Below are 25,512 nucleotides of genomic sequence, written 5' to 3' on the forward strand. Positions count from 1 at the left end.
GTCTCGCTGCGCTCGCTCAGGGACCGGCCCACCCGGTCCCTGAGCGAGGAGCGCAGCGACCGGCCCACCCGGTCCCTGAGCGAGGAGCGCAGCGACGAGACGAAGGGCGCTCCTTCCTCGCTCAACGGCCCCGGAGAAGCATGAAAGGATCCACCGCATGACCTCCACTGCAGACCTCTACGACGAGCACGGCGACGACCTGCAGTCCCTCGCCCTGCAGCTGCGCGACTTCGGCGGGCACCTCGCCTTCGAGGGCCCGATCCGCACGGTGCGCTGCTTCCAGGACAATCAGCTCGTGAAGGACCTCCTCGCCACCCCCGGTGACGGCGCCGTGCTCGTGATCGACGGATCAGGATCCCTCGGCACCGCGCTCATGGGCGACATGATCGCGGCGAGCGCCGTCGCGAACGGCTGGGCCGGCGTGGTCATCCACGGCGCGATCCGCGACAGCGCGGCGATCGGCCGGCTGCCGCTGGGTGTCAAGGCCCTCGGCACGAACCCGCGCAAGAGCGCCAAGGCCGGGACCGGCCAGGTCGACGTGATGCTGCGCTTCGGCGATGTGGAGTTCTGCCCCGGCGCCGTGCTCTACGCGGACGAGGACGGCGTGCTCGTCGAACGCTGACCCCGGCTGCGGAGCGACGGCCGCGCGGGCCGGCGCAGAAGTCGGGGCCGATGCCCCATGCGCGGACCCGGCGGCGGCGCGAAGGTGGATCCATGTCCACCGCATCGACACCCCAGGCGGCCGCCGCCGACGTGACAGACCACCCCCGTCTTCCCGACGGCGACGACGAGAGGTTCACCGGGTTCGGCGTGCTCGGCCTCACGTTCCGCAGCGGCGACTGCCTCGCCCTGCGCGTGATGACCGGGACCAGCATCGGCCCCGGCTACCGCGCCGTCTGGCACCGCGCACCCGCAGGCGCCTGGCACATGTACGTCACCACGGATCCGGAGCGCAGCTGCCCGCGCTACTTCAGCGCCGCGGCGACCTACGAACGCGTGCCGGAGATCGACCTGAGCTGGAAGGGCCCAACCCGACTGCAGGTGCGGATCGCCGGCGTGCTGGATTGGGACGTCCTGCTGCGGGCCACACCGGCGACGCGGGCGATGTCGGCGCTCGGCGGCGCCCTGCCCGACGTCGCCCGGCGCAGCGATCCGTTCCTGGGCGCGATGGGACCCATGGCGCGGCCGATGCTCCGCACGGGGCGGATGCGGATGGTCGGCGCGGCGCCCAACCGGCAGCGCTTCCAGGTGGTTCCGACGCGGATCTGGCGGATCTCGGCGAGCACGGCCCGCATCGGCGGCCGGGACCTCGGCCCGATCGGCGCCCTCGATCGGCAGATCAGGCTCGGCGACTTCTGGATGCCGCAGCACGGGCTCTTCTACGTCGGCGACGCGCGCTTCAGCGCGTTCGACCCCGCCGTCCACGCAGCCGTCGCAGCGCCCGCGGACGGACTCGCCGGGGATGCGCGGCCGCGCTGATATCCCTGGCCCTGCAGGAGCGCATCGCCGACAATGGACCTGTGGGCGCGACAGCCGGTGCTCCGACCAGGGGCGAGATGCTCGCGGCGGTCTCCGTCGCGATCGACCTGGGCCTCGGCCAGCCCGCGGAGCACATGATGCGCGCGGCCGTCCTTGCCGACCGGCTCGCCGCACGGCTGGGACTGGACGAGGCGCAGCGCGGCGCCGCCTATCAGTCGACGCTGCTCATGTGGATCGGCTGCACGGCCGACTCGCAGGAGTACGCGCGCTGGTTCGGCGACGACATCGCCGTGCGCAGCGCCTCCTACCTGGTGGACTGGTCGGGGCTGCCGTTCCTGCGCTTCCTGGTCGAGCACGTCGCGCAGGGCCGCCCACTCGTTCAGCGTGCCACGACGCTCACCGCGCTCATGATCGACTCCCGCGGCAGCCTCGGCACGCTGCTGCACTCGCACTGCCTGTCCGCCGCCCTGCTGGCCGAGCGGCTCGGCCTCCCGCGCGCGGTGCAGGAGGCCGTCGCCGCTGCCTTCGAGCGGTACGACGGCCATGGGCTCCCCCGGGGCCTCTCCGGCGGTACGATCCCGCTCGCGATGCGGATCGCCCAGCTCGCAGACACCGCCGAGGTGTACGACCGCCTCGGCGGAACAGAGGCGGCGATCCGCATGGCCCGAGAGCGCCGCGGCGGGCAGTTCGATCCCGAGATCGTCGATGCGTTCACGGCCGATGCGGAAGCGCTGCTCGACATCCCGCGCGGATCCGCCGCGTGGACCGCCGCCCTGGAGTGCGCGCCCGATCGCGACGAGGTGCTGCACGGCGAAGCCCTCGATGCGGCCGTCGCGGCGATCGGCGACTTCGCCGACCTGAAGTGCCCGTTCCTGCTGGGGCACTCGCGCGGCGTGGCCGAGATCGCGGCGACGGCGGCCAGGGCGGTCGGGGTCCCCTCCGACGAGGTGACGGCCCTCCGACGCGCGGCGCATCTGCACGACGTGGGACGGCTGGGCGTCTCGAACCTGATCTGGTCGAAGCCCGGCGTTCTCGACGACGGCGACTGGGAGCACGTGCGGATGCATCCCTACCTCGGCGGCCGCGTGCTCGCGCGGATCCCCGGGCTCGCCGCCGAGGCGGCGCTGGTGCGCGCGCATCACGAGCACCTGGACGGCAGCGGCTACCCGGCCGGCACGGCGGGCACGAGCCTCACGCGGTCCGACCGCCTTCTCGCCGCCGCCGTCGCCTACCGGGCGGCGACCGAGCCGCGCCCCTACCGTGCCGCGCTCGAGCCCGCCGAGGCGATCGCCCGCCTGCACCGGCGTGTGGCCGCGGGGCACCTGGACGGGGAGGCGGTCGCCGCGGTCGCGTCTGCGGCGACCGGCCCCCTCGGCGTGCGGACCCCGCGCACCGCTCTTCCTGCCGGGCTCACTCCGCGCGAGGCCGAGATCCTGACGCTCGTCGCGCAGGGCCGCAGCAACCGCGAGATCGCGACCGCACTGACGCTCAGCGAGAAGACCGTGCGCAACCACGTCGAGCACACCTACGCGAAGATCGGCGTCGCCAACCGGGTCGGGGCGAGCCTGTTCGCGATCGACCACGGCTTCGTCGGCCGCTCGACATGAGCGACCGCGCCAGGATCTAGGCGGACCGGATCCGGTTGCGGAGTTCCCCGATCCCCTCGATCGCGGTCGTGACGAGGTCCCCGTCCTGCAGCCAGCGCGGATCCGCCATCCCGAGCGCGACACCGCCAGGGGTTCCGGTGAGGATGAGGTCACCCGGCCGGAGCCGGGTGATCTGAGAGACGTAGGAGACGAGATCGGCGGCGTCGAAGACGAGCTCGCGGGTGTTCCCGTCCTGCACGGGCTCGCCGTTCACGGTGCAGGCGATGCGGAGTCCGGCCTTCGGATCGAGCTCGTCCGCGGTGACGACGAACGGACCGATCGGCGTGGTGGCGTCGAACGCCTTGCCCTGCAGCCACTGCAGGGTGCGCTGCTGCCAGTCCCGCATCGAGATGTCGTTCGCGACCGTGTAGCCGAGGATCGCGGCCGCCGCCTCGTCCCTGTCCGCGCGGTGCACCTCGGATCCGACGACGACGGCCAGCTCCGCCTCCCAATCCAGCTGCGCCGTGTCGTGCACCCTGATCTCGTCCGCCGGTCCCGTGAGGGTGTCGGCGAACTTGGCGAAGAGCGTCGGGTGCTCCGGCACGGCGCGGCCGGTCTCGAGGATGTGGTCGCGGTAGTTGAGACCGCAGCAGAACACCTTCGCGGGTCGCGGCAGGGGCACCCCGAAGGCCCCGGGGTCCAGCTCCTGCCGGGTCCGCCCCCGGAGCGCGGTCTCGGCCCGTTCCCGCCAGCCCTCTCCGGCGACGAGTTCCTGCGCATCCGCCTCGTCGAGCAGCACCCAGCCTTCGGCGTCGCCGACCGCGGCCCGGGTGCCCCCGGCGACGCGGATGGTCGCGACCCGCATCAGTCCCGATCCCCGTCGGCGGCCACGCCCTCGCCGAGGTGCGCGACGCCCTGGATCTCGATCATCGCCTCCTTCTGCCACAGCCGCGTCACGCCGATCCCCGCCATCGCCGGATATTCGGTGCCGGCCATCTCGCGCCAGCGACGCCCGATCTCGCGGCCGTTGGCCTGGTAGTCGTCGACGTCGGTGAGGTAGATCGTGACGTCGACGAGGTCCTCTGGCTTGCCGCCGGCCGCTTCGAGCGTGACGAGCACATTCGAGAACGCCTGCACGAACTGCTCGACGATCCCCCCGGGCACGATCGCGCCGGTGCGGTCCATCGCGGTCTGCCCGCCGAGGTAGACGAACTCGCCGGCGCGCACTCCGTGCGCGAAACCGCTCGGTGCGATGAGCGTTTCGGGATTGATGATCTGGCGGCTCATGGTTCTTGTCCTCCTATGTGGATGCGTATGAGGGTCGGGCCCGGGGCTCAGGGACCGACCGGTGCAAGGGCTTCGACGGCCTCGCGCCGCGGGATCCACCGGCGGTGCTCCGGCGCACTCTCGCCCGCGCGCTCGTCCCGGACGAGCGAGAGCCGTGGTCGCACGGCGTCGGTGCGGGCGGTCGGCGGCTTGCGCGACCCGGCGCGGAACGGCGCCACCCAGTCCGCTCCCTCCCCGCGGTAGCCCTGGTCCGCGGCCGCGTGCAGCGTCCACTGCGGATCCCAGAGGTGCGTGCGGCCGAGCGCGACGAGGTCGGCGCGACCGGCGAGCAGGATCGAGTTCACGTCGTCGTGGCTGGACACCGCGCCCACCGCGATCACGCTGACGCCGGCCTCGGCTGCGACCCGATTGCGGATCGCGTCGGCGAACGGCGTCTGGTAGCTGCGGCCGAACTGCGGCTTCTCCTCCTTGGCGATCTGCCCGGAGGACACGTCGATCGCATCGGCCCCGTGCGCGATGAACGCGCGGGCGATCTCGATCGCGTCCTCGAGCTCATTGCCTCCCTCGCACCAGTCCACAGCAGAGAGGCGCACGGTGAGCGGACGCTCGGCCGGCCACGCGGCGCGCATGGCGTCGAACACCTCGAGCGGGTAGCGCAGGCGGTTGTCCAGGTCGCCGCCGTACTCGTCGGTGCGCCGGTTGGAGACCGGCGACAGGAACGACGAGATGAGGTAGCCGTGGGCGGCGTGCAGCTCGGCGAGGTCGAACCCGGCTTCGGCCGCGCGTCGGGTCGCGGCGACGAAGTCCTCGCGCACCCGGTCCATTCCGGCGCGGTCGATCTCCTGCGGCGCCGCGTTGGCCGGGCCGTAGGGCAGCGCGGACGGCGCGAGGGTCTCCCAGTTGCCCTCGGGCAGTGGATCGTCGATCCCCTCCCACATGAGCTTGGTGGACCCCTTGCGGCCGGAGTGGCCGAGCTGCACGCCGATCTTCGCGGTCGACCGGCTGTGCACGTAGTCCGCGATCCGTCCCCACGCGTCGCGCTGCTCGTCGGTGTAGAGGCCGCCGCAGCCCGGCGTGATCCGCCCCTCGGCGGAGACGCAGACCATCTCGGTCATGACGAGACCCGCGCCGCCCGTGGCCTTGGAACCGAGATGCACGAGGTGGAAGTCGCCGGGCACGCCCTCGACCGAGGAGTACATGTCCATGGGCGAGACGACGACGCGGTTCTTCAGCGCGAGAGCGCCGATCCGGTGCGGACGGAACATCGCCGGCTCGTCCTCGGTCCGGCCCGCGAAGCCCGCCCCGCGCACGACGGCGGCGGCGAAGACCGGATCCCGCAGGGCGAGGTTGTCCAGCGTGATGCGCCGGCTGCGGGTGAGCAGGTTGAACGCGAACTGCAGCGGATCCTGGTCCGCGTACTGGCCGATCCGCTCGAACCACTCGAGCGACGCCTGCGCGGCGCGCTGGGTGGAGGCGACGACCGGGCGGCGCTCGGTCTCGTAGGCCTCCAGTGCCGCGCCGAGCCGGTCGTGCTCGTGCAGGCAGGCGGCGAGCGCGAGCGCGTCCTCCATGGCGAGCTTGGTTCCGGAGCCGATCGAGAAGTGCGCGGTGTGCGCGGCGTCGCCGAGGATCACGAGGTTCTCGTGGTGCCAGTGCTCGTTGCGCACCGTGGTGAAGTTCAGCCACTTCGAGTTGTTCGTGAGCACCTCGTGACCGTCGAGCACGTCGGCGAAGAAGCCGCGGATCTTGTTCACCGAGACGTCGTCGCTCACTCCGGGCGGGAAGACCTCGTGCTCGGTCGCGTCGAGGCCCGCGGCGCGCCACACGTCCTCGTGCATCTCAATGAGGAATGTCGAGCCCTGGTCTGAGTACGGATACCCGTGCAGTTGCATGATGCCGTGCGGGGTGTGCAGCACCGCGAACGTGAACGCCTCGAACACGCGATCCGTGCCGAGCCACATGTACTTCGACACGCGGCGATCAAGGTCAGGTCCGAAGGCCTCGGCGAACTGACCGCGCACACGGGAGTTCACGCCGTCCGCGGCCAGCACGAGGTCGTACTCCGCCATGAGCGCGGCGGCGTCCGGAGCCTCGGCGCGGAAGCGGATCTCGGCGCCGAGCTCGATCGCGCGCTGCTGAAGCAGCTGCAGCAGCTCCTTCCGTCCCATCGCGGCGAAGCCCTGGCCGCCGACCGTGTGGGTGGTCCCGCCGAAGAGCACGTCGATGTCGGTCCAGCGAGCGAACTGCTCGCCCATCCGGGCGGCGATGACCGGATCCGCGTTCTCGATCCCACCGAGGGTCTCGTCGCTGAACACGACGCCGAAGCCGAACGTGTCGTCGGGGGCGTTGCGCTCCCAGATCGTGACCTCGTGCGAGGGGTCGAGCTGCTTCATGAGGGCGGAGAAGTAGAGCCCTCCCGGGCCTCCACCGATCACGGCGATGCGCATGTCAGACCCCCTGGGAGACGGGCGCGGAGAGGGCGGCCTCGGCCGCGGCCCTGTCGCGCAGGATGAAGTGCTGCACCTTGCCGCTGGGATTGCGGGGCAGCTCGGCGAGATAGTCGATGCGGCGAGGGCACTTGTAGAGCGCGAGCCGCGACTTCACGAGCGCGAGGATCGAGGCGGTGAGCTCCTCCGAGACCTCGACGTCGGCACGGGGGACGACGTAGGCGTTGACGATCGTGCCGCGATCGGCGTCGGGACGTCCCACGACCGCGACCTCGAGCACGTCGGGGTGCGCGGCGATCGCCTCCTCGACCTCCGGAGCGCCGACGTTGTACCCCGCCGTGACGATCATCGAGTCGCTGCGGGCGTAGAAGGTGAAGTAGCCCTCCTCGTCCTGCACGAAGGTGTCGCCGGTGATGTTCCATCCGTCGTGCACGTACGCCGTCTGCCGCGGATCGTTCAGATAGCGGCATCCCGTGGGGCCGATGACGCCGAGCCGCCCCGGCTCCCCCGGTCCGAGGATCCGGCCGTCGTCGTCGAGGATCGCCGCGCGGTAGCCCGGCACGGCCCGCCCGGTGGACCCCGGGCGGATGTCGTCGCCCGACGCGGAGATGAAGACGTGCAGCATCTCGGTGGATCCGATGCCGTTCACGAGCCGCACACCGGTCGCCTCGGACACCGCCTCGAACGTCTCCCGGGAGAGGTGCTCCCCCGCCGAGACGCCGACCCGCAGCCGGCGGAGAGCCCCGGCGAGGCCCTCCTTGAGAATCGCGCGGTAGCCGGTCGGGGCCGTGTACAGCACCGTGATCCCGAGCGGTTCGATGAGTCGCGCGAGCTCGAGCGGGGTGGCCCGCTCGAGGATCACCGCAGCTCCTCCCGTGCGCAGCGGGAACACCACCGCGCCGCCGAGGCCGAACGTGAACGCGAGCGGGGCGGTCGTCGCGCTGACGTCGTCCTGAGTGAGGTGCAGCACGTGCTTCGCGAAGGTGTCGGCGTTGGCGAGGATGTCGCGGTGGAAGTGCATCGTGATCTTCGGCGCCCCCGTCGTGCCGCTGGTCGCGCCGAGCAGCGCCACGTCATCGGCGGCCGTGTCGACCGCCGCGAACGCGCCGTCCTTGCGATCGCAGGCGCGCATCAGGCGGTCCTCCTCGCCGCCGAACACCAGGAGGCCGCCCTCCGGCAGCAGGTCGCGAAGGGCGCCCTCGACGACGCCGAGATCGCGATGGTCGACGATCGCCGCCGACGGGCGCACCCGCTCGAACACGTTGCGCACCTCGCTCTCCTTCCAGGCGACCATCGTCGTGACGACGACCGCGCCGGCCTTGAGCGCGCCGAGCCAGCAGGCCACGGCCCAGGGCCCGTTGAGCAGCCGCAGGGCGACGCGATTGCCCGGGACGATGCCGAGATCCTCCCTGAGCACCTGTGCGACCTGATTCGCGCGGCGCTGCAGCTCCCCGTAGCTCCATCGTGTGCCGTCGCCGAGGATCACGGCGTCGCGATCGGGTCCGAACGCCTCGACCGCGCGGTCGATGAGCTCGGCGGCCGCGTTCAACCGCTCCGGGTACTGCACGTCGGGGATGGTGAACTCCAGCGTCGGCCAGAGCTCGACCGGCGGCAGGGCGTCGCGGGCGAAGGTGTCGACGTGGGCTGAGCGGGAAAGCTCCATTGCTGGTCCCTTCGAGATTCGAGGTGTGGTCAGAGGGCGCGACCGGGGCGGATCATGCCCTCCTGGGCAACGGTCGCGATGAGGCGGCCTGTGCGGTCGAAGAAGCGGCCGAGGCCCAGCCCGCGGCCGTCGGAGATGCCGGCGGACTCGTGCGCGTACAGGAGCCACTCGTCGGCGCGGGCGGGCGCGTGGAACCACATCGCGTGGTCGAGGCTCGCGGTCACGAGGCCCTCGTCCCGCCACGGCAGGCCGAGCACCCGCAGCACGGGCTCGAGGATCGTGTAGTCGCACACGTACGCGATCGCGAGCTGGTGCGTCACGGGGTCATCGTCGAGAGCCTCGAAGGCGCGCACCCAGACGGCCTGATGCGGCACGCGCGCACCCTCGACCCGCACGTACACGGGTCCGGGGACGTGCCGCATGTCGAAGCTGCGGTCGTGCGACCAGTAGTCGACATCGACGCCCTCGTACCCGGCGAGTGCCTCGGCGCTGGAGGGCAGGGTCTCGGGATCCGGGACCTCCGGCATCTCCGGCCCGTGCACGGGGAATTCCTCCGGCACATGGAAGGACGCGGTCGCGAGGAAGGCGAGCCTGCCGTGCTGGTGACCGCGGACGTGCCTCGTGGAGAAGCCGCGGCCGTCCCGCAGGAGCTCGACCTCGTACCGCACGGGCTCCGCGATGTCCACGCCCCGCAGGAAGGTCGAGTGCACCGAGTGCAGCACGCGATCGTCATCGACCGTGCGGATCGCCGCCGCCACGCTCTGCGCGACGGTGTCGCCGCCGTAGGCCTTCGGCCACGGGACCGGCTGCGGCTGCGCCGTGAACGCGCGATCGGCGTGCTCCGGCGCGCACTCGGTCAGGGCGATCGCCCGGAGGAAGGCGGCGGAGGTGCTCATGCGCGGCGGAAGCCCTCGAGAACGGCGTCGTCGACCTCGTCGAGGTTGATCACGATGTTGTCCGGCGTCCGCGCGGTCAGCCACACGAGCTCCTCGGTGGTGGACATGTTCGCCTCGACGTGCGGCATGAACGGCGGTACGAACACCCAGTCCCCCTCGATCATGTCGAGGAACTCGGTGTAGTCCTCGCCGAAGTAGATGCGGCCCTTCCCGCGCAGCACGTAGCCGCCGGTCTCCGCCTCGCCGTGGTGGTGCGGCAGGGAGCGGTACCCGGGCTCGTTGGACACCTTGCCGAACCAGATCCTCGTCGCCTCGGTGTGCTGCGGTCCGACGCCCGAGACGCGGATGCAGCCGCCGGAGGACATCGTCTGGGTGTCCTCCTCGCCGCTGCGGGTGACCTGCGGGACGCGGTCCCAGCGCAGTTCGTTCTCGGTCATCGGAGCTCCTCTGCTCTGTCCGGTGCACGCGGCCGCCCGCGGCGCTGCGAGGTCTGCCGCCTCGTCCCCAGAAGTGTCACATGTGTGATGATCGTCACACAAGTGCAATATCCAAAACTGTCGAAGACGACGAAGATCCCCGGTCGCGCCGCGCGTCGACCGGGGATCTTGGCGGGGGATCAGCTCAGAACGGTCGACACGAACCGCTCGGCGGCGGGCTCGAGCCGGCGATGCAGCGCGGAGAACAGCCGCTCCGCTTCGACCCCGACCCACCGGTCCGGCAGATACTGCAGCGGGATCCCGGGATCCAGATAGGTCAGTCGCCGCCACTGCGTGATCGCACCGACATGCGCGGCGAAGGCCTCACGATCGCTCAGTTCGCGGCTCATCATCGGGGCGAAGCCGTCGACGAACCCGCGGTACAGGGGTTCGAGGGCCGGCAGATCCCACCAGCGCCCGACCGCCTCGGCCGGGTCGTCCTGTGACACCCGGTCGCCGAGGAAGAGCTCGACGTAGCGGTCGAGATCCGCACGGCGCAGCGCGGTGCGCGTCTCGTCCGCGATCAGCCCGGGGGCGATCCACAGCCCGCCGCTGATCTGACCGAAGCCGAGCCGCTGCAGGAGCTTGCGCAGCTGGTGACGCAGCGGGCGCTCCCGTTCGGGAACGCTGAAGGAGGCGAGCAGCCACGGATCCGAGGGCTGCGCGCGCCGCTCCTCGAAGATGCGGTGGTCGCCGGCGGAGAACACGCCTTCGAGGGAGTCCGCGAGCCGGTACGCCGCGGCGCCGCCGGAGCGGACGCTGACCAGCACCCCCCGACGCTTGAGCCGGGAGACGGCCGAGCGCACTCCCGGCGCGTCGGCCCCGAGCGCCGCCAGCATCCGGATCAGGTCGGAGACCTGGATCACTCCCCCGTGCGCGCGCACGTAGCGGCCGAAGACGGTGATGATCAGGTGCTGCAGCCGCGCGGTGGAATCGGCCGTCGCAGCGCTCTCACTCATGCGAGGAGCCTACTGACTCACGACGGGATGACGGCGACCCCTGGGTGCTGCTCGAAGATGATCTGGGTCTGGGTCTGCCCGAGTGCGGGGACGGATCCGAGGTGCGTGCGCAGGAAATCCCGGAGCCCCGGAACACTCGCGCAGGCGACATGGATCACGAGGTCGTGCACGCCGCCGATCAGGTAGACCCGCTGCACACCGGGGATCGTGCGCAGGCGAGCCGTGATGGCGGGCACCTGATCGCGGGCGTCCTCCTTGACGGCGACCATGATCAGCGCCTCGACCCCGGCGCCGGCCGCGACGGGGTCGAGCTCGGCGTGATAGCCGCGGATCACGCCGGCTTCCTCGAGCGCGCGCACCCGCCCGTGGCAGGTCGAGCGCGGGAGGCCGACCCGCGCGGCGAGTTCCTTGTTCGACAGGCGCCCGTGGATGGTCAGCTCGTCCAGGATCCGCCGATCCGTCGGCGTGAGCCGGATTCCGTCCGCCATTGTGCCTCCTCCGGCGTCATCGATCCGGTGATCCCACGCACAGCGTCGTGATTCTCGGATATCTGTCGGAATCCTAGGCGATTCTCCGTCGATTCGTCATCATGGATCCTGATCTCCGTATCTCCGGCCGACCGCGCCGGATCCACGACCGAGGAGGATTCCACGATGACGGACGCCACCGCGCCGATCACCCGCGAGCAGTGCGAAGAGGCCGATCGGAACGATCCACTCGCCGGGCTCCGCGCGCGCTTCGCCCTCCCCGAGGGCATCGTGTACCTCGACGGCAACTCGCTCGGCGCACTCCCGCGCGACGCCGTCGCCAGGGCGGCCGACGTGGTGAGCCGGGAGTGGGGCGCCGACCTCATCGGCAGCTGGAACAAGAACCACTGGTTCGCGCTGCCCCTCCGGATCGGCGAGAAGATCGGCCGGCTCATCGGCGGCGGCGCGGGCGAGTGCGTCGCGACCGACACCACGTCGGTGAATGTCTTCAAGGCCGTCTCGGCCGCGATCCGGCTCCAGCAGCAGGACGCCCCCGCGCGCCGGGTGATCGTGTCGGAGCGGGAGAACTTCCCCACCGACCTCTACATCGTCGAGGGCCTGATGGCGCTCATCGACCGCGGCTATTCGCTGCGGCTGATCGACGCTCCGGAGGACTTGGACGCCGCCCTCGACGAGGACGTCGCCGTCGTGCTGCTCACCCAGGTGAACTACCGCACCGGCCACCTCTGGGACATGAGGGAGGCGACGGACCGGATCCACGCGGCGGGCGCCCTGGCCGTCTGGGATCTCTGCCACTCCGTGGGCGCGGTGCCCGTGGCCGTCGCGGACGCCGGTGCCGACTTCGCCGTCGGCTGCACGTACAAGTACCTCAACGGCGGCCCGGGCTCCCCTGCCTTCTTCTGGGTCGCAGAGCGCCATCTCGACCGGGTCGAGACGCCGCTGACCGGCTGGTGGGGGCACGACCGCCCGTTCGCGATGACCGACGCGTACGCTCCCGCGCCGGGCGGGCGGCGCTTCCTCGTGGGCACCCAGCCGATCCTGTCGATGGCGACCATGGAGGTCGGGCTCGACATGCACCTCGAGGTCGACCAGGAGGCGCTGCGCCGCAAGTCGCTCGCGCTGACGACGCTGTTCATCCGGCTCGTCGAGACGCGGCTCTCGCGCCATCCGCTCACCCTGATCACGCCGCGCGAGGAGGCGCAGCGCGGCAGCCACGTGTCGTTCCGGCACCCCGAGGGATACGCGGTGATGAAAGCGCTCATCGCGAACGGCGTGATCGGCGACTACCGCGAGCCCGAGGTGCTGCGATTCGGGGTCACCCCGATGTACCTCGGCCACACCGACGTCTGGGACGCCGTGGAGACCCTGCGCCGCGTGCTCGACGAGGAGCTGTGGCGTGCGCCGGAGTTCCAGGAGCGCGACGCCGTCACCTGAGCGGCGAGTGGTCCGGAGCGCGCCGCTCTGCCTGCGGGGCGGCCTACTCTGGGGGCATGACCGCCCCGACCGCAGCGCGCGCCCTCCTCGAAGACCTCGTCGACGAGTTCCTGCGCGACTATCCGCGCGGAGCACGGCTGCTCGCGGTCGCGAGCCCCTCCGCCACGAGGTCGGCCTCGTTCGCGGACGACCTCGCCGACGCCCTGCGCTCCAGGGGCGTCGCGGTGTCCGTCGCCGCGCAGGACGATCGCGACGAGGCGGGCCTGCGCGCGGACATCGTGGCGCCGTTCCGCGCCGCGGGCGGGGACGCGGTCGAGGTCGTCTCCGGCACGACCGCGCTGCTCGCCGAGCGCACCCGCGGACTGTGGCACTTCTCCGTCTGGCTCCTCGAGGGAGACGAGGTTCCGCACACGGCGGCGACCGCGCTGATCGACGTGACGGATCCGGAGGCGCCGACGCGGCGGCTCGCCGACTACTGCGCCGTCCCGCCGTCCTTCCTGACCTGAGCGGGCGAGGATCCCGCCGTTCCCGGCCCGATCGAGCACCGGATCCCGCCGCCCGCACCTGTTCGCCACGACGGAGAACGCCGCCTGTGCTTTGTACGTCATGGCCATTTCGCACGACAGGCGCGCGAGTACGCTGGTGGCGTGACCGAACGCGCGCCTCTCTCCCGCAAACTCTCCGCCATCGCCGAGTCCGCCACGCTGAAGGTGGATGCCAAGGCCAAAGCCCTCAAGGCCGAGGGCAAGCCCGTCGTCTCGTACGCCGCGGGCGAGCCCGACTTCGCCACTCCGCAGTTCATCGTGGATGCGGCGGCCGAGGCTCTCGCCAACCCGGCGAACTACCGCTACACCCCCGCGGCCGGCCTGCCCGAGCTGCGCGAGGCGATCGCCGCGAAGACGCTGCGCGACTCCGGCCTCGAGGTCTCGCCGAGCCAGGTCATCGTCACGAACGGCGGCAAGCAGTCCGTCTACCAGGCGTTCCAGGCCGTGGTGAACCCGGGTGACGAGGTGCTCCTTCCCGCGCCGTACTGGACCACGTACCCCGAGGCGATCCGCCTCGCCGACGGCGTCCCGGTCGAGGTCTTCGCCGGCGCCGACCAGGAGTACAAGGTCACGGTCGACCAGCTCGAGGCCGCGCGCACCGAGCGCACCACGGTGCTCGTGTTCGTCTCGCCGTCCAACCCGACCGGATCCGTCTACTCCCCCGAGGAGACCGCCGCGATCGCCGCATGGGCGCTCGAGCACGGGATCTGGATCATCTCCGACGAGATCTACCAGAACCTCACCTACGAGGGCGTGAAGGCGACCTCCGTGGTCGAGGCGCTGCCCGAGGTCGCCGGTCAGACCATCCTCGTCAACGGCGTCGCGAAGACCTATGCGATGACCGGCTGGCGCGTGGGCTGGATGGTCGGCCCCGCCGACGCGATCAAGATCGCCGGCAACCTCCAGTCGCACCTCACGAGCAACGTGAACAACGTCGCGCAGCGTGCAGCGATCGCCGCACTCAACGGCCCGCAGACCGAGGCCGAGCAGTTCCGCGAGGCGTTCGACCGCCGCCGCAAGCTGATCGTCTCCGAGCTGTCCAAGATCGACGGCCTCGTGGTGCCCAACCCGACCGGCGCGTTCTACGTCTACCCCGACGTGCAGGGCCTGCTCGGTCGCACCTGGGGCGGCGTGACCCCCACGACCTCGCTCGAGCTCGCCGACCTCATCCTCGACCAGGCCGAGGTGGCCGTGGTCCCGGGCGAGGCGTTCGGCCCGTCCGGCTACATCCGCATGTCGTACGCGCTCGGCGACGACCAGCTGCTCGAGGGCGTGCAGCGCCTGCAGCGCCTGTTCGCCTCCTGACACCCGTCCGCTTCTGAAGCCCGTCCGCTTCTACTCGACGCCCCCTCGGGCTGTCCGCGCCCCTCCTGAACAACGCGATTCAGAGGGGGCCTCGGCTGCCAGAGGGGGCGTCGACGTCGACACGGCGACCGGCGCCCCCGGCCGGCCGCGTCAGTCCTCGTAGCCGATGAGCCAGTGCACGCCGAAGCGATCAACGAGCGTGCCATCGTGCGCGCCCCACGGACGCTCCTGCAGCGGGTCGATCACGCGACCGCCATCGCCGAGCTGCGCGAACCAGCGGGTGAGCGTCTCCGGATCCGCCGTGCCGAGCAGCGAGAAGAACATGCCGTTCATGTGCACGGCGTCCTCGTCCGGCCCCGCATCGGCCGCGGCGAGCTCGACAGGGCCGCGGATGAGCATGCCATGCGCGATCGCATCGCCCGGGCCGTCCGCGCGCCCGAACTCGGCGTAGGTGTGCATCGCCACCTCGCCGCCGAAGATCGCCTGATAGAACGGCAGCGCGTCGACGGCGGTCCCGGGGAACAGGATGTAGGGCACGAGTCCGGTCATGCTGCGAGCGTACGCCCCGGATCCGGCCTCAGCCGAGCAGCAGGACGGCTCCGAGGAGCACCGGTACGCACCCGATCGTCGTGAGGAACACCGTGTCGCGGGACACCGCCTCGCCGATGCCGTAGCGCTGGGAGTAGTTGAACACGTTCTGCGCGGTCGGCAGCGCCGCCAGCACGACCACGATCAGCACAGCGTGCGCGGACAGCCCGAACACGTACTGCGCCAGCAGCCACGCGATCGCGGGCATGACGAGCAGCTTCAGCGCGCTCGCGAGCAGCACGTCTCTGCGGTGCCCCGCCGCGCCGAGCACGCGCTGCCCGTGCAGCGAGATGCCGTAGCTGATCAGCAGCACAGGGACGCAGGCGTTCGCAATCAGGGTGACCGGCTCGATGACGATCGGCGGCAGCTCGATGCCCAGCACCGAGACCAGCGTGCCGAGGGCGGAACCCAGGATGATCGGGTTGGTCGCGGTGCGCACCACCGTGCGCCACACCGAGGTGCGGCCGGCGGTCACGGTGTCCAGGATGGTCAGCGAGATCGGCGTGAACACCAGGAGCTGCATGAGGATCACGGGCGCCGGATACGCGGCACTGCCGAGCAGGTAGAGCGACAGCGGGATGCCGATGTTGTTCGAGTTCACCTGCCCCGACGAGAGCGCACCGATCACGGTCTCGCCCACGCTGCGCTTCCAGACGATCCTGGCGATGAGCGCATAGGCCGCGATCACGACCGCCGCCGCGATCGCGGACACCGGCAGCAGGGCGGAGAACAGCACATGCGCGTCGGCCTTGGCGAGCACGGAGAACAGCAGGAACGGCGACAGCACGAAGAACGTCAGCCGGCTCAGGACCTCGCGCGCATGCGTACCGAGCAGATCGATGCGACCGATCACGTACCCGACGAAGATCGCAAGGCCGACGACGGCGAATCCGGTGAGCGTCGCGAGCACCCTTCGAGCCTACGGCGTGACCCGCGTCCCGCGTCGCCGCGCTTAGAGCTCGACGTCGACGAGCACCGGCTCCGGCTGCAGCAGCAGGCCGAACTCGGAATGCACCCGGCTCTGGATGAACCGGGCGAGCTCGGCGATCTCCCCCGCGGTCGCGCCCCCGCGATTCGTCAGGGCGAGAGCGTGCTTCGTGGAGACGCCGGCGCGCGAACGCGGCAGCTTGAACCCCTTGCCGATGCCGGCGTGCTCGATCAGCCAGGCGGCGCTCACCTTCACGTCGCTCGGCGGCGCCTCCGGCTTCGGTGCGAGACCGTAGTACGACTCGAGCGGGATCACGGTGACCGTGTCGAGGTCGGGCGTCACCGGCCAGCGCGGGCACTCGGACGGCAGCGTGCGCGCGACGGCTTCGGAGACGATCGCGTTCTGGAAGAAGGATCCGGCGCCGTGCGTATCGGGATCCGCCGGATCGAAGAGCATGCCCTTCGCGGCGCGGGTGGACAGGATCCGCTCGCGCACCCAGGTGAGGGGCACCGGGTCGTCGCCGGTGAGCTGCAGCGCGCGGCGCAGCTGCTCGCCGCGCACGACCCGCCCCGCATCGCCGGTGACGGCGAGATCGAGCGTCACGGACAGGATCACGGCACGGCGCTCGGCGACGGAGCCGTAGTGGTGCTTGAGCACCGACGTCCGGAAGCCGAGGCCGAGCTCGGACGCCGGCGTGACGACGACCTCGCCGGAGTGCTCATCGAGCAGCTCCACCTCGACGAGGGTCTCCTGGATCTCCTGCCCGTAGGCCCCGATGTTCTGCACGGGGGCGGCGCCGACCGTGCCGGGGATCCCCGACATCGCCTCGATGCCGGCGTACCCGCGCTCGACGGCGTAGGCGACGAGCGCATCCCAGTCGTGCCCGGCCTGCGCGCGAACCCGGATCCGGCCGGCGTGCGGGGACGGGAGTTCCTCGATGCCGTTCGTGCGGATGCGGATCACCGTGCCGTCGAAGGGCGCATCCCCCGCGAAGAGGTTCGACCCTCCGCCCAGCACGAACCACTCGTCACGGGTCGCCCACACGGCGCGGAGGGCGGAGACGAGCTCGTCCTCGGTCGCGGCGTCGATCATGCGCGCGGGCGCCGCACCGGTCTGCAGCGTGGTCAGCGCGGCGAGGCGGATCGGATCGATCTCCGCCATGTCAGAGCGAGTCCGCCGCGACGCGCAGCTGCGCCTTGACGAGCACCGTGGTCTCGGCGAACCGGACGGTCAGGTCGATCCGCACCGCGGTCTCGTCCATCGCGCCGACCTTGGCGGTGATCGCGACGTCGGCGCCGGTCTGCGGGTCGACCACGATCGGGCGTGCGAAGCGCACGCCGTAGTCGAGGATCCGCGCGGTGCCGGGAAGGGCGGCGACCGCGACGGACGAGGCGACGCCCATCGTGAGCATGCCGTGCGCGAGCACGCCGGGCAGGCCCACCTCGGCGGCGACGTCGTCGCGGTAGTGGATGGGGTTGAAGTCGCCGGACGCGCCGGCGTAGCGGACGAGCGACTCACGCGTGAGGTGCACGGTGCGCTCGGCGATGATGTCTCCGACGTTCACGCGGCGGCCTCCTCGTTCTCGGCCGGGGCATCGCTCACGAGCAGCACCGACGTGGCGGTGACGACGTGCGCGCCGGCGGCGTCGCGGATCTCGGCGTCGCTCGTGATCATCGCGGCGGGACCCATCGCTCGGATCCCGGTGACGGTCAGCCGGGCGGTGAGCTCGTCGCCGGCCACGATCGGGCGCGTGTAGGTGAAGCGCTGCTCGGCGTGGATCGTGCGGGACAGCACGATCCCGGAGTCCTCGAGCCCCAGCAGCTGCTGCAGCGTGAGGTCCTGGATGACCATCGCGAAGGTGGGCGGGGCGACGACATCGGCGAAGCCGAGCGCCTGGGCCGCCGCGACATCGGTGTGCTGCGGGGCGTCGGCGAACACGGCGCGCGCGAACTCGCGCACCTTCTCGCGACCGACGAGGTACGGGGCCGTCGGCGGGAACTCCCGGCCGACCAGTTCAGGATTCACGGGCACCCCTCGATCCTATCGAGCGGCGCCGATCGCTCGCCGAGCGGCCGCTCAGGCGGTGCGGGGCTTCCGCCCGCGGATCGCCTTCAGCGCCATCTGCACCGCGATGAAGGCCAGGTACACCGCGAACAGGATGTTGCCCACGAACGGGTCGATGAGCGTCGCGAGCCAGGCGCCGAGCGCCGTGGTCGTGCACGCGGAGAGGCCGATGAAGGCTGCGGCGACCAGATCCACGTTGTGATTGCGCAGGTTGCCGATCGTGCCGGAGATCGCGGTCGGGATCATCATGAGCAGCGACGTGCCCTTCGCGACGAGGTCGCTCGTGCCGAACGCCAGCATGAGTGCCGGGACCACCACGATCCCTCCGCCGACCCCGATCAGGCCCGCGAGCACGCCCGTGAACAGGCCCAGCACCAGGAGCAGCGGGGCGGTGACCCAGGTCAGTTCGAGCACCGCGCCCCGCGAGGGGATGACCAGGAACAGGCTCACGATCACGATCACGAGAAAGCCGACGAAGCACCAGCGCAGCGCGGTCTGGGAGATCCGCGGCAGCAGGCGGGTGCCGATCTGCGCGCCGACGACGGATCCGACTGCGAGGATCAGCGCCGGGATCCACGCCACCGAATCGTGGACGGCGTACGAGATGACGCCCACGAGCGCGGTCGGCACGATCGCCGCGAGCGACGTGCCCGCGCCCAGCCGCTGGTCGAACGCGAGCAGCAGCACGAGCAGCGGGACGATGACCGTGCCACCCCCGACGCCGAAGAGGCCGGAGAGGAGACCCGCGGCGAGCCCGATCCCGATGAAGGACGCGTAGGCGCGCGCCCCTCGCATCCGCTCGACGGCACCCTCGACCACACTCGCTCCCGTCCGCCGTTCCAGGCGGAGCAGCACCGTCCAGCGTAGTCGCGCCCCGCTGCTGCCCCACCGAACCAGGGGCGCGACGATGGTTGCCGCGTGAGGGGAAAATTGCGCTCGGCGCGAGCGGTTCCCTGACCGCGGATGACATCCACCGGCTGCGGGAATAGCCGGTCGTCATCGGGGTGGGGCGAGCGCGTCGACGAGGATGCGGCGGACACGATGCGGATCGCCGCCGCGGCTGCGGGGGCGGTGCCAGGCACGGTGCGGGTCCCACCAGTGCGGTCCGCGGATCTCTGGGACGCCGTGGTGCATGCGGATCTGCCATCCGGAGGTCTCCAGGGTGCGGTGGTGGTGCCAGCACAGGGCGACGCCGTTGCTGGTGTGCGTGGGACCTCCGTCGGCCCATTCCTGCACGTGGTGGATCTCGCACCAGGTCGCGGGGACGTGGCAGCCGGGGATCACGCATTCCCGGTCGCGGAGGATGATCGCGCGCCGCTGGTTCGCGGTGAAGATCCGGGCGGTGGTGCCGATCGACACGATCTTCCCGCGCTCGTCGAACAGGACCCGCTGGATCCCGCCTGCACACGCGGTGTGCCGGGCGACGGAGACGGGCACGTCGTCGCCCGTGCCTTCGATGAACGCCCGTCCCTGACCGGAGGCGTAGTCCGCCGCAGTGACCGATACGACCAGGGTCGGGGCGGCGCCGCCGAGATCGGGCATTCCCCCGGACGCCGCGGCGGCCTGGAGGATCATCGCGAGGTCGTCGTGATCGCGCTGCGCCCGGGTGCGGAGGTCTTCCGGGATCGGGAGAGAGTCGATGAGGTCCGGATCCGGGTCGGCGATCGAGAAGGCGACCGCGCCGGGCGCGGGGGAGCACTCCGCGGCGGGGTTGTTGACTGCGTCGAACAACCGCTGCAACTGACCGGCGACCTCGGGGAGCAGCTCGCCCCCGACTCGATGCGTGCCTCGCCGCAGCTTCCCGATCCAGAAGCCGCGGGAGCGCTCGGCCGCGGTATCGTCGGGTTCCGCGCCGTCCGGGTCGAGCGCGAGCATCAGGGCGCGGGCGTAATCGGCGAGTTCGGCGGTCGACGGGGCCGGGCCCGGGCGCCCGTGCTCGTCGGGCAGGTCGGCACCCCGGGCCGTGCACGCCAGCAGCCCGTCCACCGCCTCCCGTTCATCGACCGTGATCCGCGTGCCGCTCCTCTCCGCCGGTCCGACCGCGGCGAGCAGCCCCGGCACCGACACCACCCCATCGCGCAGGGCATCGGCCATCTCCGGATATCGGGCCGGCGAGAGGTCGCCACTGGAGAGCTGCACGTCCCGGTGGGTGACTCGAGCGGCGCGGGCGAACTGGCGGGCCGTGCTCGCATCGGTGCGCAGCGCCCGCTGCAGCAGCTCGGTCGCATCGTGACAGCCCACCGACGCAGATAGCCGCTCGGACGCCAATCGCGTGTCTCGGTCGATGACCTGCCCGGTCAGGCCCGTCAGCACGGCATCCAATCGACGCCGAGCGGAGCCGCCGACCATCAACGCCAGCACCAGTTCCGCACCCTGAAACCCGTCGAACCGGGCGTCCATCTCCGGCAACGCGCACAAGTCCTGCAGTAGGTGGTCCACCTGCTGCAGGATCTCGGTCGGCGTCGATGTCATACCCCCATTCAACAGGGGGCCACGGACATTCGAACCCCAGATCAGACCTAAGAACGGAACCTGTGCACAGCTTTCTGGGAACGCCCCTTGTGGAGGACGATCCACGCCGTCCACCACGAAGCCCTCAGCACCGGTGGCGCCGGCTCAGTGCCCTTCGAACAGCGGCGGGCGCTTCTCCTGGAACGCCGCGAAGCCCTCGCGGTAGTCGTCCGTGTCGCAGAGCGCCGCCTGCGCCGCGTTCTCCTGGCGCATCGACTGCCACAGCCCCAGGCGCTCGTCGCGGAGGGCGGCGACCAGGCGCTTGCTCGCGACGAACGCGGCGGTCGCGCCCTGCGCCGCACGGGACGCGGCCGCGAGCGTGGCCTCGTGCACCATCTCGGGGAGCATCGCCTGGGAGAACAGCCCGGCCGTGACCGCCTCGGATCCGCTCATCAGCCTGCCGGAGTAGATGAGGTCGAGCGTGCGGTGCGCGCCGAGCCGCTCCACGAACAGCGCGTGCCCGCCCGAGTCCAGCGTCGCGCCGAGCGCGGCGAACGGGGATCCGATCTTCGCGGTGTCGGCGACGTAGACGACATCGGTCGCGATGAGCAGGCCGAGGCCCACCCCGAGGCAGGCTCCCTGCGCGGCGGCGAAGGTCGGCGCGGGGAAGGACGCCATGCGCTGCAGCACGGGCGTGACGAGGCCGTCGAGGTAGCCCATCACGTCGTCGTCGCGCGGATCGACGCCCGAGATGTCGCGCCCCGCGCAGAACGCCCTGCCCTCGCCGGTCAGCACGAGGGAGCGCACGCCGGCGCGCTCGGCCTCGGCGTAGGCGTCTCCGAGGTCGCGCACCGCCTGCTCGTCGAGGGCATTGAGCTTGTCGGGGTTGTTCAGCGTGATGTGGGCGACGGCGCCGTCGATCGCGAGGTCGATCATGATTCCTCCTTGGTCCCTGAGCTTGTCGAGGTGGTCCCTGAGCTTGTCGAAGGGCTCCTGCGCCGTTCAGACGTCGTAGTCGACGACGACGCGATCGGTCGTGGGGTGGGACTGGCACGTGAGCACGTAGCCGCGGTCGAGCTCGTCCTGCTCGAGCGCGTAGTTCTCCGTCATCGTGACGGATCCGTCGACCAGGCGCGCCCGGCAGGTGCCGCACACGCCGCCCGCGCACGCGAAGGGCACGTCGGGACGCACCCGGAGGGCGGCGTTCAGGATCGACTCGTTGGCCGACACCGGGGTGTCCACGGATCCGGACTGTCCGTCCAGGGTGAACTCGATCGTGCGCACGGGCTCGTCCTCGCGCACCTCGATCGGGCGCCCGGCCTCCGGGCGCTCCTGCCCCGGCTCCCCCGTCGTGAACAGCTCGTAGCGCACGTGCGCGGACTCGACGCCGATGTCGGCGAGGGTGTCGCGGCACAGCTGCACGAGATCGAACGGCCCGCACAGGAACCACTCGTCGACCGTCGCCGGCAGCACGAGCGCGTCGAGGATGCCGCGCAGGCGCTCCTCGTCGATGCGGCCGGACAGCAGCGGAGCCGAGCGCTGCTCACGCGTGAGCACGTGGTGCACTGCGAAGCGCGCCGGGTAGCGGTCCTTGAGGTCGGCGAGGTCGTCCAGGAACATCACGTCGGTCGCCCGGCGGTTCGTGTACACGAGCGTGAACCGGCTGCTGTCGGAGCGCGCGAGCACCGTGGCGGCGAGCGCCATGAGCGGCGTGATGCCCGACCCCGCGGCGATGCCGACGACGTGCGCCTCGTCGAGCGCGGCGAGCGCCGAGGTGAAGGCGCCCTGCGGGCTCATCACGTCGATCCTGTCGCCCGCGTGCAGCTCGCTCTGCGCCCACGTCGAGAAGCGGCCTCCGCGGTCGCGCTTGATCGCGACGCTGATGGTCCCCGAGCCCGTCGAAGGGTCCCGCACCGGCGGCCGGCAGAGGGAGTAGGAGCGGCGCACCTCGTGACCGTCGAGCTCGGCGCGCAGCGCGACGTGCTGCCCGGCGAGATAGTCGAACTCCCCCGCGAGCTGCTCCGGCACCGCGAAGGTGACCTCGATCGCCTCGTCGGTGAGCGGACGCACCTCCTGGACGGCGAGCGTGTGGAAGCGGGTGCGCCGGCGCGGCGATGCCGAAGCGCCTCCGACCACGCTGCTGAGGAGCGAGCCGGCGACACGTTCGGTGGCGGCCTCCTCGGTGGCGGCGGTGTGCGCGGCCGCGCCCAGATGCCAGAGCGTCATCAGATCACCTTGAAGTGGTCGAAGGGCTCGAGGCACGCGCGGCACTCGTAGAGCGCCTTGCACGACGTGGAGCCGAAGCGGGAGAGCTCGCGGGTGTCCAGGGACCCGCACCGCGGGCAGCGCACGCCGAGGGAGATGCGCACCGGCCCCTGAGCCTGCCGCAGGGCCGCGTGTCCGCTGGGCGGGGCGATGCCGTACTCGGTGAGCTTGCGCTTGCCCTCCTCGGTCATCCAGTCCGTGGTCCACGCGGGTGCGAGCACGAGGCGCACCTCGACCTCGCCGAAGCCGGCCCGGATGAGCGCGAGCTCGACGTCGTCGCGGATCGTGTCCATCGCAGGGCAGCCGCTGTACGTCGGAGTGATGTCGACGCGGATCCGGTCGCCGTCGACGGTGACGTCGCGCAGCACGCCGAGGTCCTCGATCGTCAGCACCGGGACCTCCGGATCCTTGACCGCGGCCGCCGCCTCCCAGGCGCGCTCGCGCAGCCCGGTCACCACGTCGCCCCCGGGTGACGACGGGCGAGCACCTGCATCTCGGACAGCAGGTGACCGAGCCCGGTCGCGTGGGATCCGTGCCGTCCGCCGCCGGCCGAGGCAGATCCGGCGGGGATGTCCAGCTCCGCCTCCGCGAACACGGCTTCGGTCACGGCGTCGAAGCCCGCCTGCAGCGAGGAGGGCCGCACGGCGGCATCGCCGAGGCGGTCGATCAGCTCGTCGTCGCGGAACAGCTCGGCCGCGTAGGGCCAGACATCGGCGAAGGCGCGGATGATCCTGGCGCGCGACTCCGCGGTGCCCCCCGCCAGACGCAGCACCCACTGCACGGCGTGGTCGCGGTGGTAGTCGACCTCCTTGACGGCCTTCTCGGCGATCGCGGCGAACGTCGCATCGGTGCTGCCCCGCAGCGCGGAGTACAGCTCGAGCATGTACGTGCTGACGAGGAACTGGCGCGCGATCGTCTGCGCGAAATCGCCGTTGGGCTGCTCCACGAGCCAGGAGCTGCGGAACTCGGCCTCGTCGCGGAAGTACGCGAGGTCGTCTTCGCTGCGCCCGTCCCAGGATCCGGCGTAGCGCAGGAACGATCGCGCGTGCCCGAGCAGGTCGAGGGCGATGTTGCCGAGCGCCACGTCCTCCTCGAGCTCGGGGGCGTAGGTGATCCAGGCTCCGAGCTGCTGGGACAGGATCAGGGCGTCGTCGCCGAGCCAGAGCGCGTACTCTGCGATGTCGGCGGAGGCCGCGCGCTCCCCGGAGCCGGCCAGCTCTGCGGCGAGCGCGAGCTCGTCGACGGAGACGTCGCCGTGCGGGTCGATCGCACCGTCCAGATCGTGGGCGCTCACAGGTGCGGCACCCCCTCGGAGGCCGTGTAGTACACGGCGTGGCGGTAGTTCTTGCCGGCGGGGCTCTCGAAGAACGCTCCCTTGTCGTCGGGGTCGCTCGTGGTGATCGCATCGGCGGGGACGACCCACACCGAGGTGCCCTCGTTGCGCCGCGTGTACAGGTCGCGCGCGTTGCGCAGCGCCATGTCGGCGTCGGGGGCATGCAGGGATCCGACGTGCACGTGGCTGAGGCCCCGGTTCGCACGGACGAACACCTCGAACATGGGCCAGCTCTCTTCGGGGGATGCGCCGGGGGTGGTCATGCCGCCACCTCCTGCCGAAGAGCCTGCTTGCGGGCGTACTCTGCGGCGGCTTCCCGCACCCAGGCGCCCTCCGCGTGCGCGTCCCGACGGCGCTGCAGCCGCTCGGCGTTGCACGGCCCGTTGCCGCGGACGACCTCGAAGAACTCGTCCCAGTCGATCTCGCCCATCGCGTACTGGCCCGTCTCCTCGTCGAGGCGGAGTTCGGGATCCGGCAGGGTCACGCCGAGGATCTCGGCCTGCGGCACGAGCATGCCGACGAAGCGCTGGCGCAGGTCGTCGTTCGAGAAGCGCTTGATCTTCCACTGCATCGACTGCGCGGAGTTCGGGGACTGGTCGTCCGGCGGGCCGAACATCGCGAGCGCCGGCCAGTACCAGCGGTTCACGGCGTCCTGCGCCATCGCGCGCTGCTCCTCCGAGCCCTGCATGAGGGTCAGCAGGATCTCGAAGCCCTGGCGCTGGTGGAACGACTCCTCCTTGCAGATGCGTACCATCGCACGTCCGTAGGGACCGTAGGAGGCGCGGCACAGCGGCACCTGGTTGCAGATCGCGGCGCCGTCGACGAGCCACCCGATCGCACCCATGTCCGCCCAGGTCGGCGTCGGGTAGTTGAAGATCGAGGAGTACTTGGCCTTGCCGTCGATGAGCTGCTGCATCATCTCGTCGCGCGTGATGCCGAGCGTCTGCGCGGCGGAGTAGAGGTAGAGCCCGTGCCCGGCCTCGTCCTGCACCTTCGCCATGAGGATCGCCTTGCGCTTGAGGCTGGGAGCGCGGGTGATCCAGTTGCCCTCCGGCTGCATCCCGATGATCTCGGAGTGCGCGTGCTGGGAGATCTGCCGGATCAGCGTCTTGCGGTACGCCTCCGGCATCCAGTCGCGCGGCTCGATGCGCTGCTCGTTCTCGACGAGTTCGTCGAAGAGCGCCTGGGCGTCCGGATCCTCGGACAAGGCCACGGGGGAAACAGTCATCGTCGACTCCTGAGTGAATTACCTACCGTTCGTACAGTAATTATGGCACACTCGTATCGTTCGCAGAAGGACTACCTTCCCGAACCGGCG

27 protein-coding genes are annotated in these 25,512 nt (G+C 71.2%); 6 read left to right on the forward strand and 21 right to left on the reverse strand.

What is annotated here, in order from left to right; translation table 11 throughout:
• Positions 1 to 157 precede the first annotated feature (157 nt).
• From rraA to RS86_RS09685, 3 genes are all read left to right on the forward strand, one after another.
• A complete protein-coding gene (gene rraA / locus RS86_RS09675) occupies positions 158 to 622 on the forward strand; it encodes a ribonuclease E activity regulator RraA (protein WP_045272021.1) in 465 nt (154 codons plus the stop codon).
• A gap of 92 nt (positions 623 to 714) precedes the next feature.
• Complete coding sequence (locus RS86_RS09680; protein ID WP_045272022.1) at positions 715 to 1,479, forward strand: hypothetical protein; 765 nt, start codon at positions 715 to 717, stop codon at positions 1,477 to 1,479.
• 41 nt (positions 1,480 to 1,520) lie between these two features.
• Complete coding sequence (locus RS86_RS09685; protein ID WP_235281733.1) at positions 1,521 to 3,086, forward strand: HD domain-containing phosphohydrolase; 1,566 nt, start codon at positions 1,521 to 1,523, stop codon at positions 3,084 to 3,086.
• Between the two features lie 16 nt (positions 3,087 to 3,102).
• Here RS86_RS09685 and RS86_RS09690 read toward each other — a convergent pair whose 3' ends face one another.
• The 8 genes from RS86_RS09690 to RS86_RS09725 form a co-directional block, all read right to left on the reverse strand.
• On the reverse strand, positions 3,103 to 3,930 hold the full coding sequence (locus RS86_RS09690) for a fumarylacetoacetate hydrolase family protein (protein WP_045272023.1): 828 nt from the start codon (positions 3,928 to 3,930) through the stop codon (positions 3,103 to 3,105).
• Positions 3,930 to 4,352, reverse strand: coding sequence for a RidA family protein (locus RS86_RS09695; protein ID WP_045272024.1), 423 nt, complete (start codon positions 4,350 to 4,352; stop codon positions 3,930 to 3,932). The genes RS86_RS09690 and RS86_RS09695 overlap by 1 nt, the downstream gene beginning before the upstream one ends.
• 47 nt (positions 4,353 to 4,399) lie before the next feature.
• Positions 4,400 to 6,799 carry a bifunctional salicylyl-CoA 5-hydroxylase/oxidoreductase gene (locus RS86_RS09700; protein WP_045272025.1) on the reverse strand — a complete coding sequence of 800 codons (2,400 nt, stop codon included), beginning with the start codon at positions 6,797 to 6,799 and terminating at the stop codon, positions 4,400 to 4,402.
• Position 6,800: 1 nt separating this feature from the next.
• Entirely contained in the window at positions 6,801 to 8,462 is a 1,662-nt protein-coding gene (locus tag RS86_RS09705) for an AMP-binding protein (protein ID WP_045272026.1), read from the reverse strand.
• 29 nt (positions 8,463 to 8,491) lie between these two features.
• Complete coding sequence (locus RS86_RS09710) at positions 8,492 to 9,358, reverse strand: acyl-CoA thioesterase (protein WP_045272027.1); 867 nt, start codon at positions 9,356 to 9,358, stop codon at positions 8,492 to 8,494.
• Entirely contained in the window at positions 9,355 to 9,795 is a 441-nt protein-coding gene (locus tag RS86_RS09715; protein WP_045272028.1) for a cupin domain-containing protein, read from the reverse strand. The genes RS86_RS09710 and RS86_RS09715 overlap by 4 nt, the downstream gene beginning before the upstream one ends.
• Positions 9,796 to 9,974: 179 nt before the next feature.
• Complete coding sequence (locus RS86_RS09720; protein ID WP_045272029.1) at positions 9,975 to 10,793, reverse strand: PaaX family transcriptional regulator C-terminal domain-containing protein; 819 nt, start codon at positions 10,791 to 10,793, stop codon at positions 9,975 to 9,977.
• 17 nt (positions 10,794 to 10,810) lie between these two features.
• Complete coding sequence (locus tag RS86_RS09725) at positions 10,811 to 11,281, reverse strand: Lrp/AsnC family transcriptional regulator (protein WP_045272030.1); 471 nt, start codon at positions 11,279 to 11,281, stop codon at positions 10,811 to 10,813.
• 165 nt (positions 11,282 to 11,446) lie between these two features.
• Between RS86_RS09725 and kynU the strand changes: the two genes are divergently transcribed.
• The 3 genes from kynU to RS86_RS09740 all read left to right on the forward strand — a co-directional run bounded on the left by kynU (position 11,447) and on the right by RS86_RS09740 (position 14,565).
• Entirely contained in the window at positions 11,447 to 12,715 is a 1,269-nt protein-coding gene (kynU, locus tag RS86_RS09730) for a kynureninase (protein WP_045272031.1), read from the forward strand.
• 56 nt (positions 12,716 to 12,771) lie between these two features.
• Complete coding sequence (locus tag RS86_RS09735) at positions 12,772 to 13,221, forward strand: hypothetical protein (RefSeq protein ID WP_045272032.1); 450 nt, start codon at positions 12,772 to 12,774, stop codon at positions 13,219 to 13,221.
• 141 nt (positions 13,222 to 13,362) lie between these two features.
• A complete protein-coding gene (locus tag RS86_RS09740) occupies positions 13,363 to 14,565 on the forward strand; it encodes a pyridoxal phosphate-dependent aminotransferase (protein ID WP_045272033.1) in 1,203 nt (400 codons plus the stop codon).
• Between the two features lie 150 nt (positions 14,566 to 14,715).
• Here the strand turns inward: RS86_RS09740 and RS86_RS09745 are convergent, their stop codons facing one another.
• The 13 genes from RS86_RS09745 to paaA all read right to left on the reverse strand — a co-directional run bounded on the left by RS86_RS09745 (position 14,716) and on the right by paaA (position 25,422).
• Positions 14,716 to 15,114 carry a VOC family protein gene (locus RS86_RS09745; protein WP_045272034.1) on the reverse strand — a complete coding sequence of 133 codons (399 nt, stop codon included), beginning with the start codon at positions 15,112 to 15,114 and terminating at the stop codon, positions 14,716 to 14,718.
• Positions 15,115 to 15,142: 28 nt separating this feature from the next.
• Positions 15,143 to 16,063, reverse strand: coding sequence for an AEC family transporter (locus RS86_RS09750; RefSeq protein ID WP_045272035.1), 921 nt, complete (start codon positions 16,061 to 16,063; stop codon positions 15,143 to 15,145).
• 42 nt (positions 16,064 to 16,105) lie between these two features.
• Positions 16,106 to 17,242, reverse strand: a complete 1,137-nt coding sequence (locus RS86_RS09755) for a UDP-N-acetylmuramate dehydrogenase (RefSeq protein ID WP_045272036.1) — start codon at positions 17,240 to 17,242, stop codon at positions 16,106 to 16,108.
• A 1-nt stretch (position 17,243) separates the two neighbouring features.
• A complete protein-coding gene (locus RS86_RS09760; protein ID WP_045272037.1) occupies positions 17,244 to 17,645 on the reverse strand; it encodes a MaoC/PaaZ C-terminal domain-containing protein in 402 nt (133 codons plus the stop codon).
• Positions 17,642 to 18,112 carry an FAS1-like dehydratase domain-containing protein gene (locus RS86_RS09765; protein ID WP_045272038.1) on the reverse strand — a complete coding sequence of 157 codons (471 nt, stop codon included), beginning with the start codon at positions 18,110 to 18,112 and terminating at the stop codon, positions 17,642 to 17,644. The genes RS86_RS09760 and RS86_RS09765 overlap by 4 nt, the downstream gene beginning before the upstream one ends.
• 45 nt (positions 18,113 to 18,157) lie before the next feature.
• Positions 18,158 to 18,940, reverse strand: coding sequence for a sulfite exporter TauE/SafE family protein (locus RS86_RS09770; RefSeq protein ID WP_045272118.1), 783 nt, complete (start codon positions 18,938 to 18,940; stop codon positions 18,158 to 18,160).
• 201 nt (positions 18,941 to 19,141) lie between these two features.
• Complete coding sequence (locus tag RS86_RS19885; protein WP_052680191.1) at positions 19,142 to 20,617, reverse strand: HNH endonuclease signature motif containing protein; 1,476 nt, start codon at positions 20,615 to 20,617, stop codon at positions 19,142 to 19,144.
• 144 nt (positions 20,618 to 20,761) lie between these two features.
• A complete protein-coding gene (locus RS86_RS09785; protein ID WP_045272041.1) occupies positions 20,762 to 21,532 on the reverse strand; it encodes an enoyl-CoA hydratase/isomerase family protein in 771 nt (256 codons plus the stop codon).
• Positions 21,533 to 21,598: 66 nt separating this feature from the next.
• Complete coding sequence (gene paaE / locus RS86_RS09790) at positions 21,599 to 22,732, reverse strand: 1,2-phenylacetyl-CoA epoxidase subunit PaaE (protein WP_045272119.1); 1,134 nt, start codon at positions 22,730 to 22,732, stop codon at positions 21,599 to 21,601.
• An 89-nt stretch (positions 22,733 to 22,821) separates the two neighbouring features.
• Complete coding sequence (paaD, locus tag RS86_RS09795; RefSeq protein ID WP_419177699.1) at positions 22,822 to 23,316, reverse strand: 1,2-phenylacetyl-CoA epoxidase subunit PaaD; 495 nt, start codon at positions 23,314 to 23,316, stop codon at positions 22,822 to 22,824.
• A complete protein-coding gene (gene paaC / locus RS86_RS09800) occupies positions 23,313 to 24,155 on the reverse strand; it encodes a 1,2-phenylacetyl-CoA epoxidase subunit PaaC (RefSeq protein WP_045272043.1) in 843 nt (280 codons plus the stop codon). The genes paaD and paaC overlap by 4 nt, the downstream gene beginning before the upstream one ends.
• Complete coding sequence (gene paaB / locus RS86_RS09805) at positions 24,152 to 24,457, reverse strand: 1,2-phenylacetyl-CoA epoxidase subunit PaaB (RefSeq protein WP_045272044.1); 306 nt, start codon at positions 24,455 to 24,457, stop codon at positions 24,152 to 24,154. The genes paaC and paaB overlap by 4 nt, the downstream gene beginning before the upstream one ends.
• Positions 24,454 to 25,422, reverse strand: a complete 969-nt coding sequence (paaA, locus tag RS86_RS09810) for a 1,2-phenylacetyl-CoA epoxidase subunit PaaA (RefSeq protein WP_045272045.1) — start codon at positions 25,420 to 25,422, stop codon at positions 24,454 to 24,456. The genes paaB and paaA overlap by 4 nt, the downstream gene beginning before the upstream one ends.
• Positions 25,423 to 25,512 lie beyond the last annotated feature (90 nt).

The organism is Microbacterium azadirachtae, from assembly GCF_000956505.1.
Lineage (GTDB): Bacteria > Actinomycetota > Actinomycetes > Actinomycetales > Microbacteriaceae > Microbacterium > Microbacterium azadirachtae_A.

Coding starts and splice junctions, on each gene's coding strand:
- rraA (WP_045272021.1), top strand. CDS start 158: ATGACCTCCACTGCAGACCTCTACGACGAGCACGGCGACGACCTGCAG.
- RS86_RS09680 (WP_045272022.1), top strand. CDS start 715: ATGTCCACCGCATCGACACCCCAGGCGGCCGCCGCCGACGTGACAGAC.
- RS86_RS09690 (WP_045272023.1), bottom strand. CDS start 3,930: ATGCGGGTCGCGACCATCCGCGTCGCCGGGGGCACCCGGGCCGCGGTC.
- RS86_RS09695 (WP_045272024.1), bottom strand. CDS start 4,352: ATGAGCCGCCAGATCATCAATCCCGAAACGCTCATCGCACCGAGCGGT.
- RS86_RS09700 (WP_045272025.1), bottom strand. CDS start 6,799: ATGCGCATCGCCGTGATCGGTGGAGGCCCGGGAGGGCTCTACTTCTCC.
- RS86_RS09705 (WP_045272026.1), bottom strand. CDS start 8,462: ATGGAGCTTTCCCGCTCAGCCCACGTCGACACCTTCGCCCGCGACGCC.
- RS86_RS09710 (WP_045272027.1), bottom strand. CDS start 9,358: ATGAGCACCTCCGCCGCCTTCCTCCGGGCGATCGCCCTGACCGAGTGC.
- RS86_RS09715 (WP_045272028.1), bottom strand. CDS start 9,795: ATGACCGAGAACGAACTGCGCTGGGACCGCGTCCCGCAGGTCACCCGC.
- RS86_RS09720 (WP_045272029.1), bottom strand. CDS start 10,793: ATGAGTGAGAGCGCTGCGACGGCCGATTCCACCGCGCGGCTGCAGCAC.
- RS86_RS09725 (WP_045272030.1), bottom strand. CDS start 11,281: ATGGCGGACGGAATCCGGCTCACGCCGACGGATCGGCGGATCCTGGAC.
- kynU (WP_045272031.1), top strand. CDS start 11,447: ATGACGGACGCCACCGCGCCGATCACCCGCGAGCAGTGCGAAGAGGCC.
- RS86_RS09735 (WP_045272032.1), top strand. CDS start 12,772: ATGACCGCCCCGACCGCAGCGCGCGCCCTCCTCGAAGACCTCGTCGAC.
- RS86_RS09745 (WP_045272034.1), bottom strand. CDS start 15,114: ATGACCGGACTCGTGCCCTACATCCTGTTCCCCGGGACCGCCGTCGAC.
- RS86_RS09755 (WP_045272036.1), bottom strand. CDS start 17,242: ATGGCGGAGATCGATCCGATCCGCCTCGCCGCGCTGACCACGCTGCAG.
- RS86_RS09770 (WP_045272118.1), bottom strand. CDS start 18,940: ATGCGAGGGGCGCGCGCCTACGCGTCCTTCATCGGGATCGGGCTCGCC.
- RS86_RS19885 (WP_052680191.1), bottom strand. CDS start 20,617: ATGACATCGACGCCGACCGAGATCCTGCAGCAGGTGGACCACCTACTG.
- RS86_RS09785 (WP_045272041.1), bottom strand. CDS start 21,532: ATGATCGACCTCGCGATCGACGGCGCCGTCGCCCACATCACGCTGAAC.
- paaB (WP_045272044.1), bottom strand. CDS start 24,457: ATGACCACCCCCGGCGCATCCCCCGAAGAGAGCTGGCCCATGTTCGAG.
- paaA (WP_045272045.1), bottom strand. CDS start 25,422: ATGACTGTTTCCCCCGTGGCCTTGTCCGAGGATCCGGACGCCCAGGCG.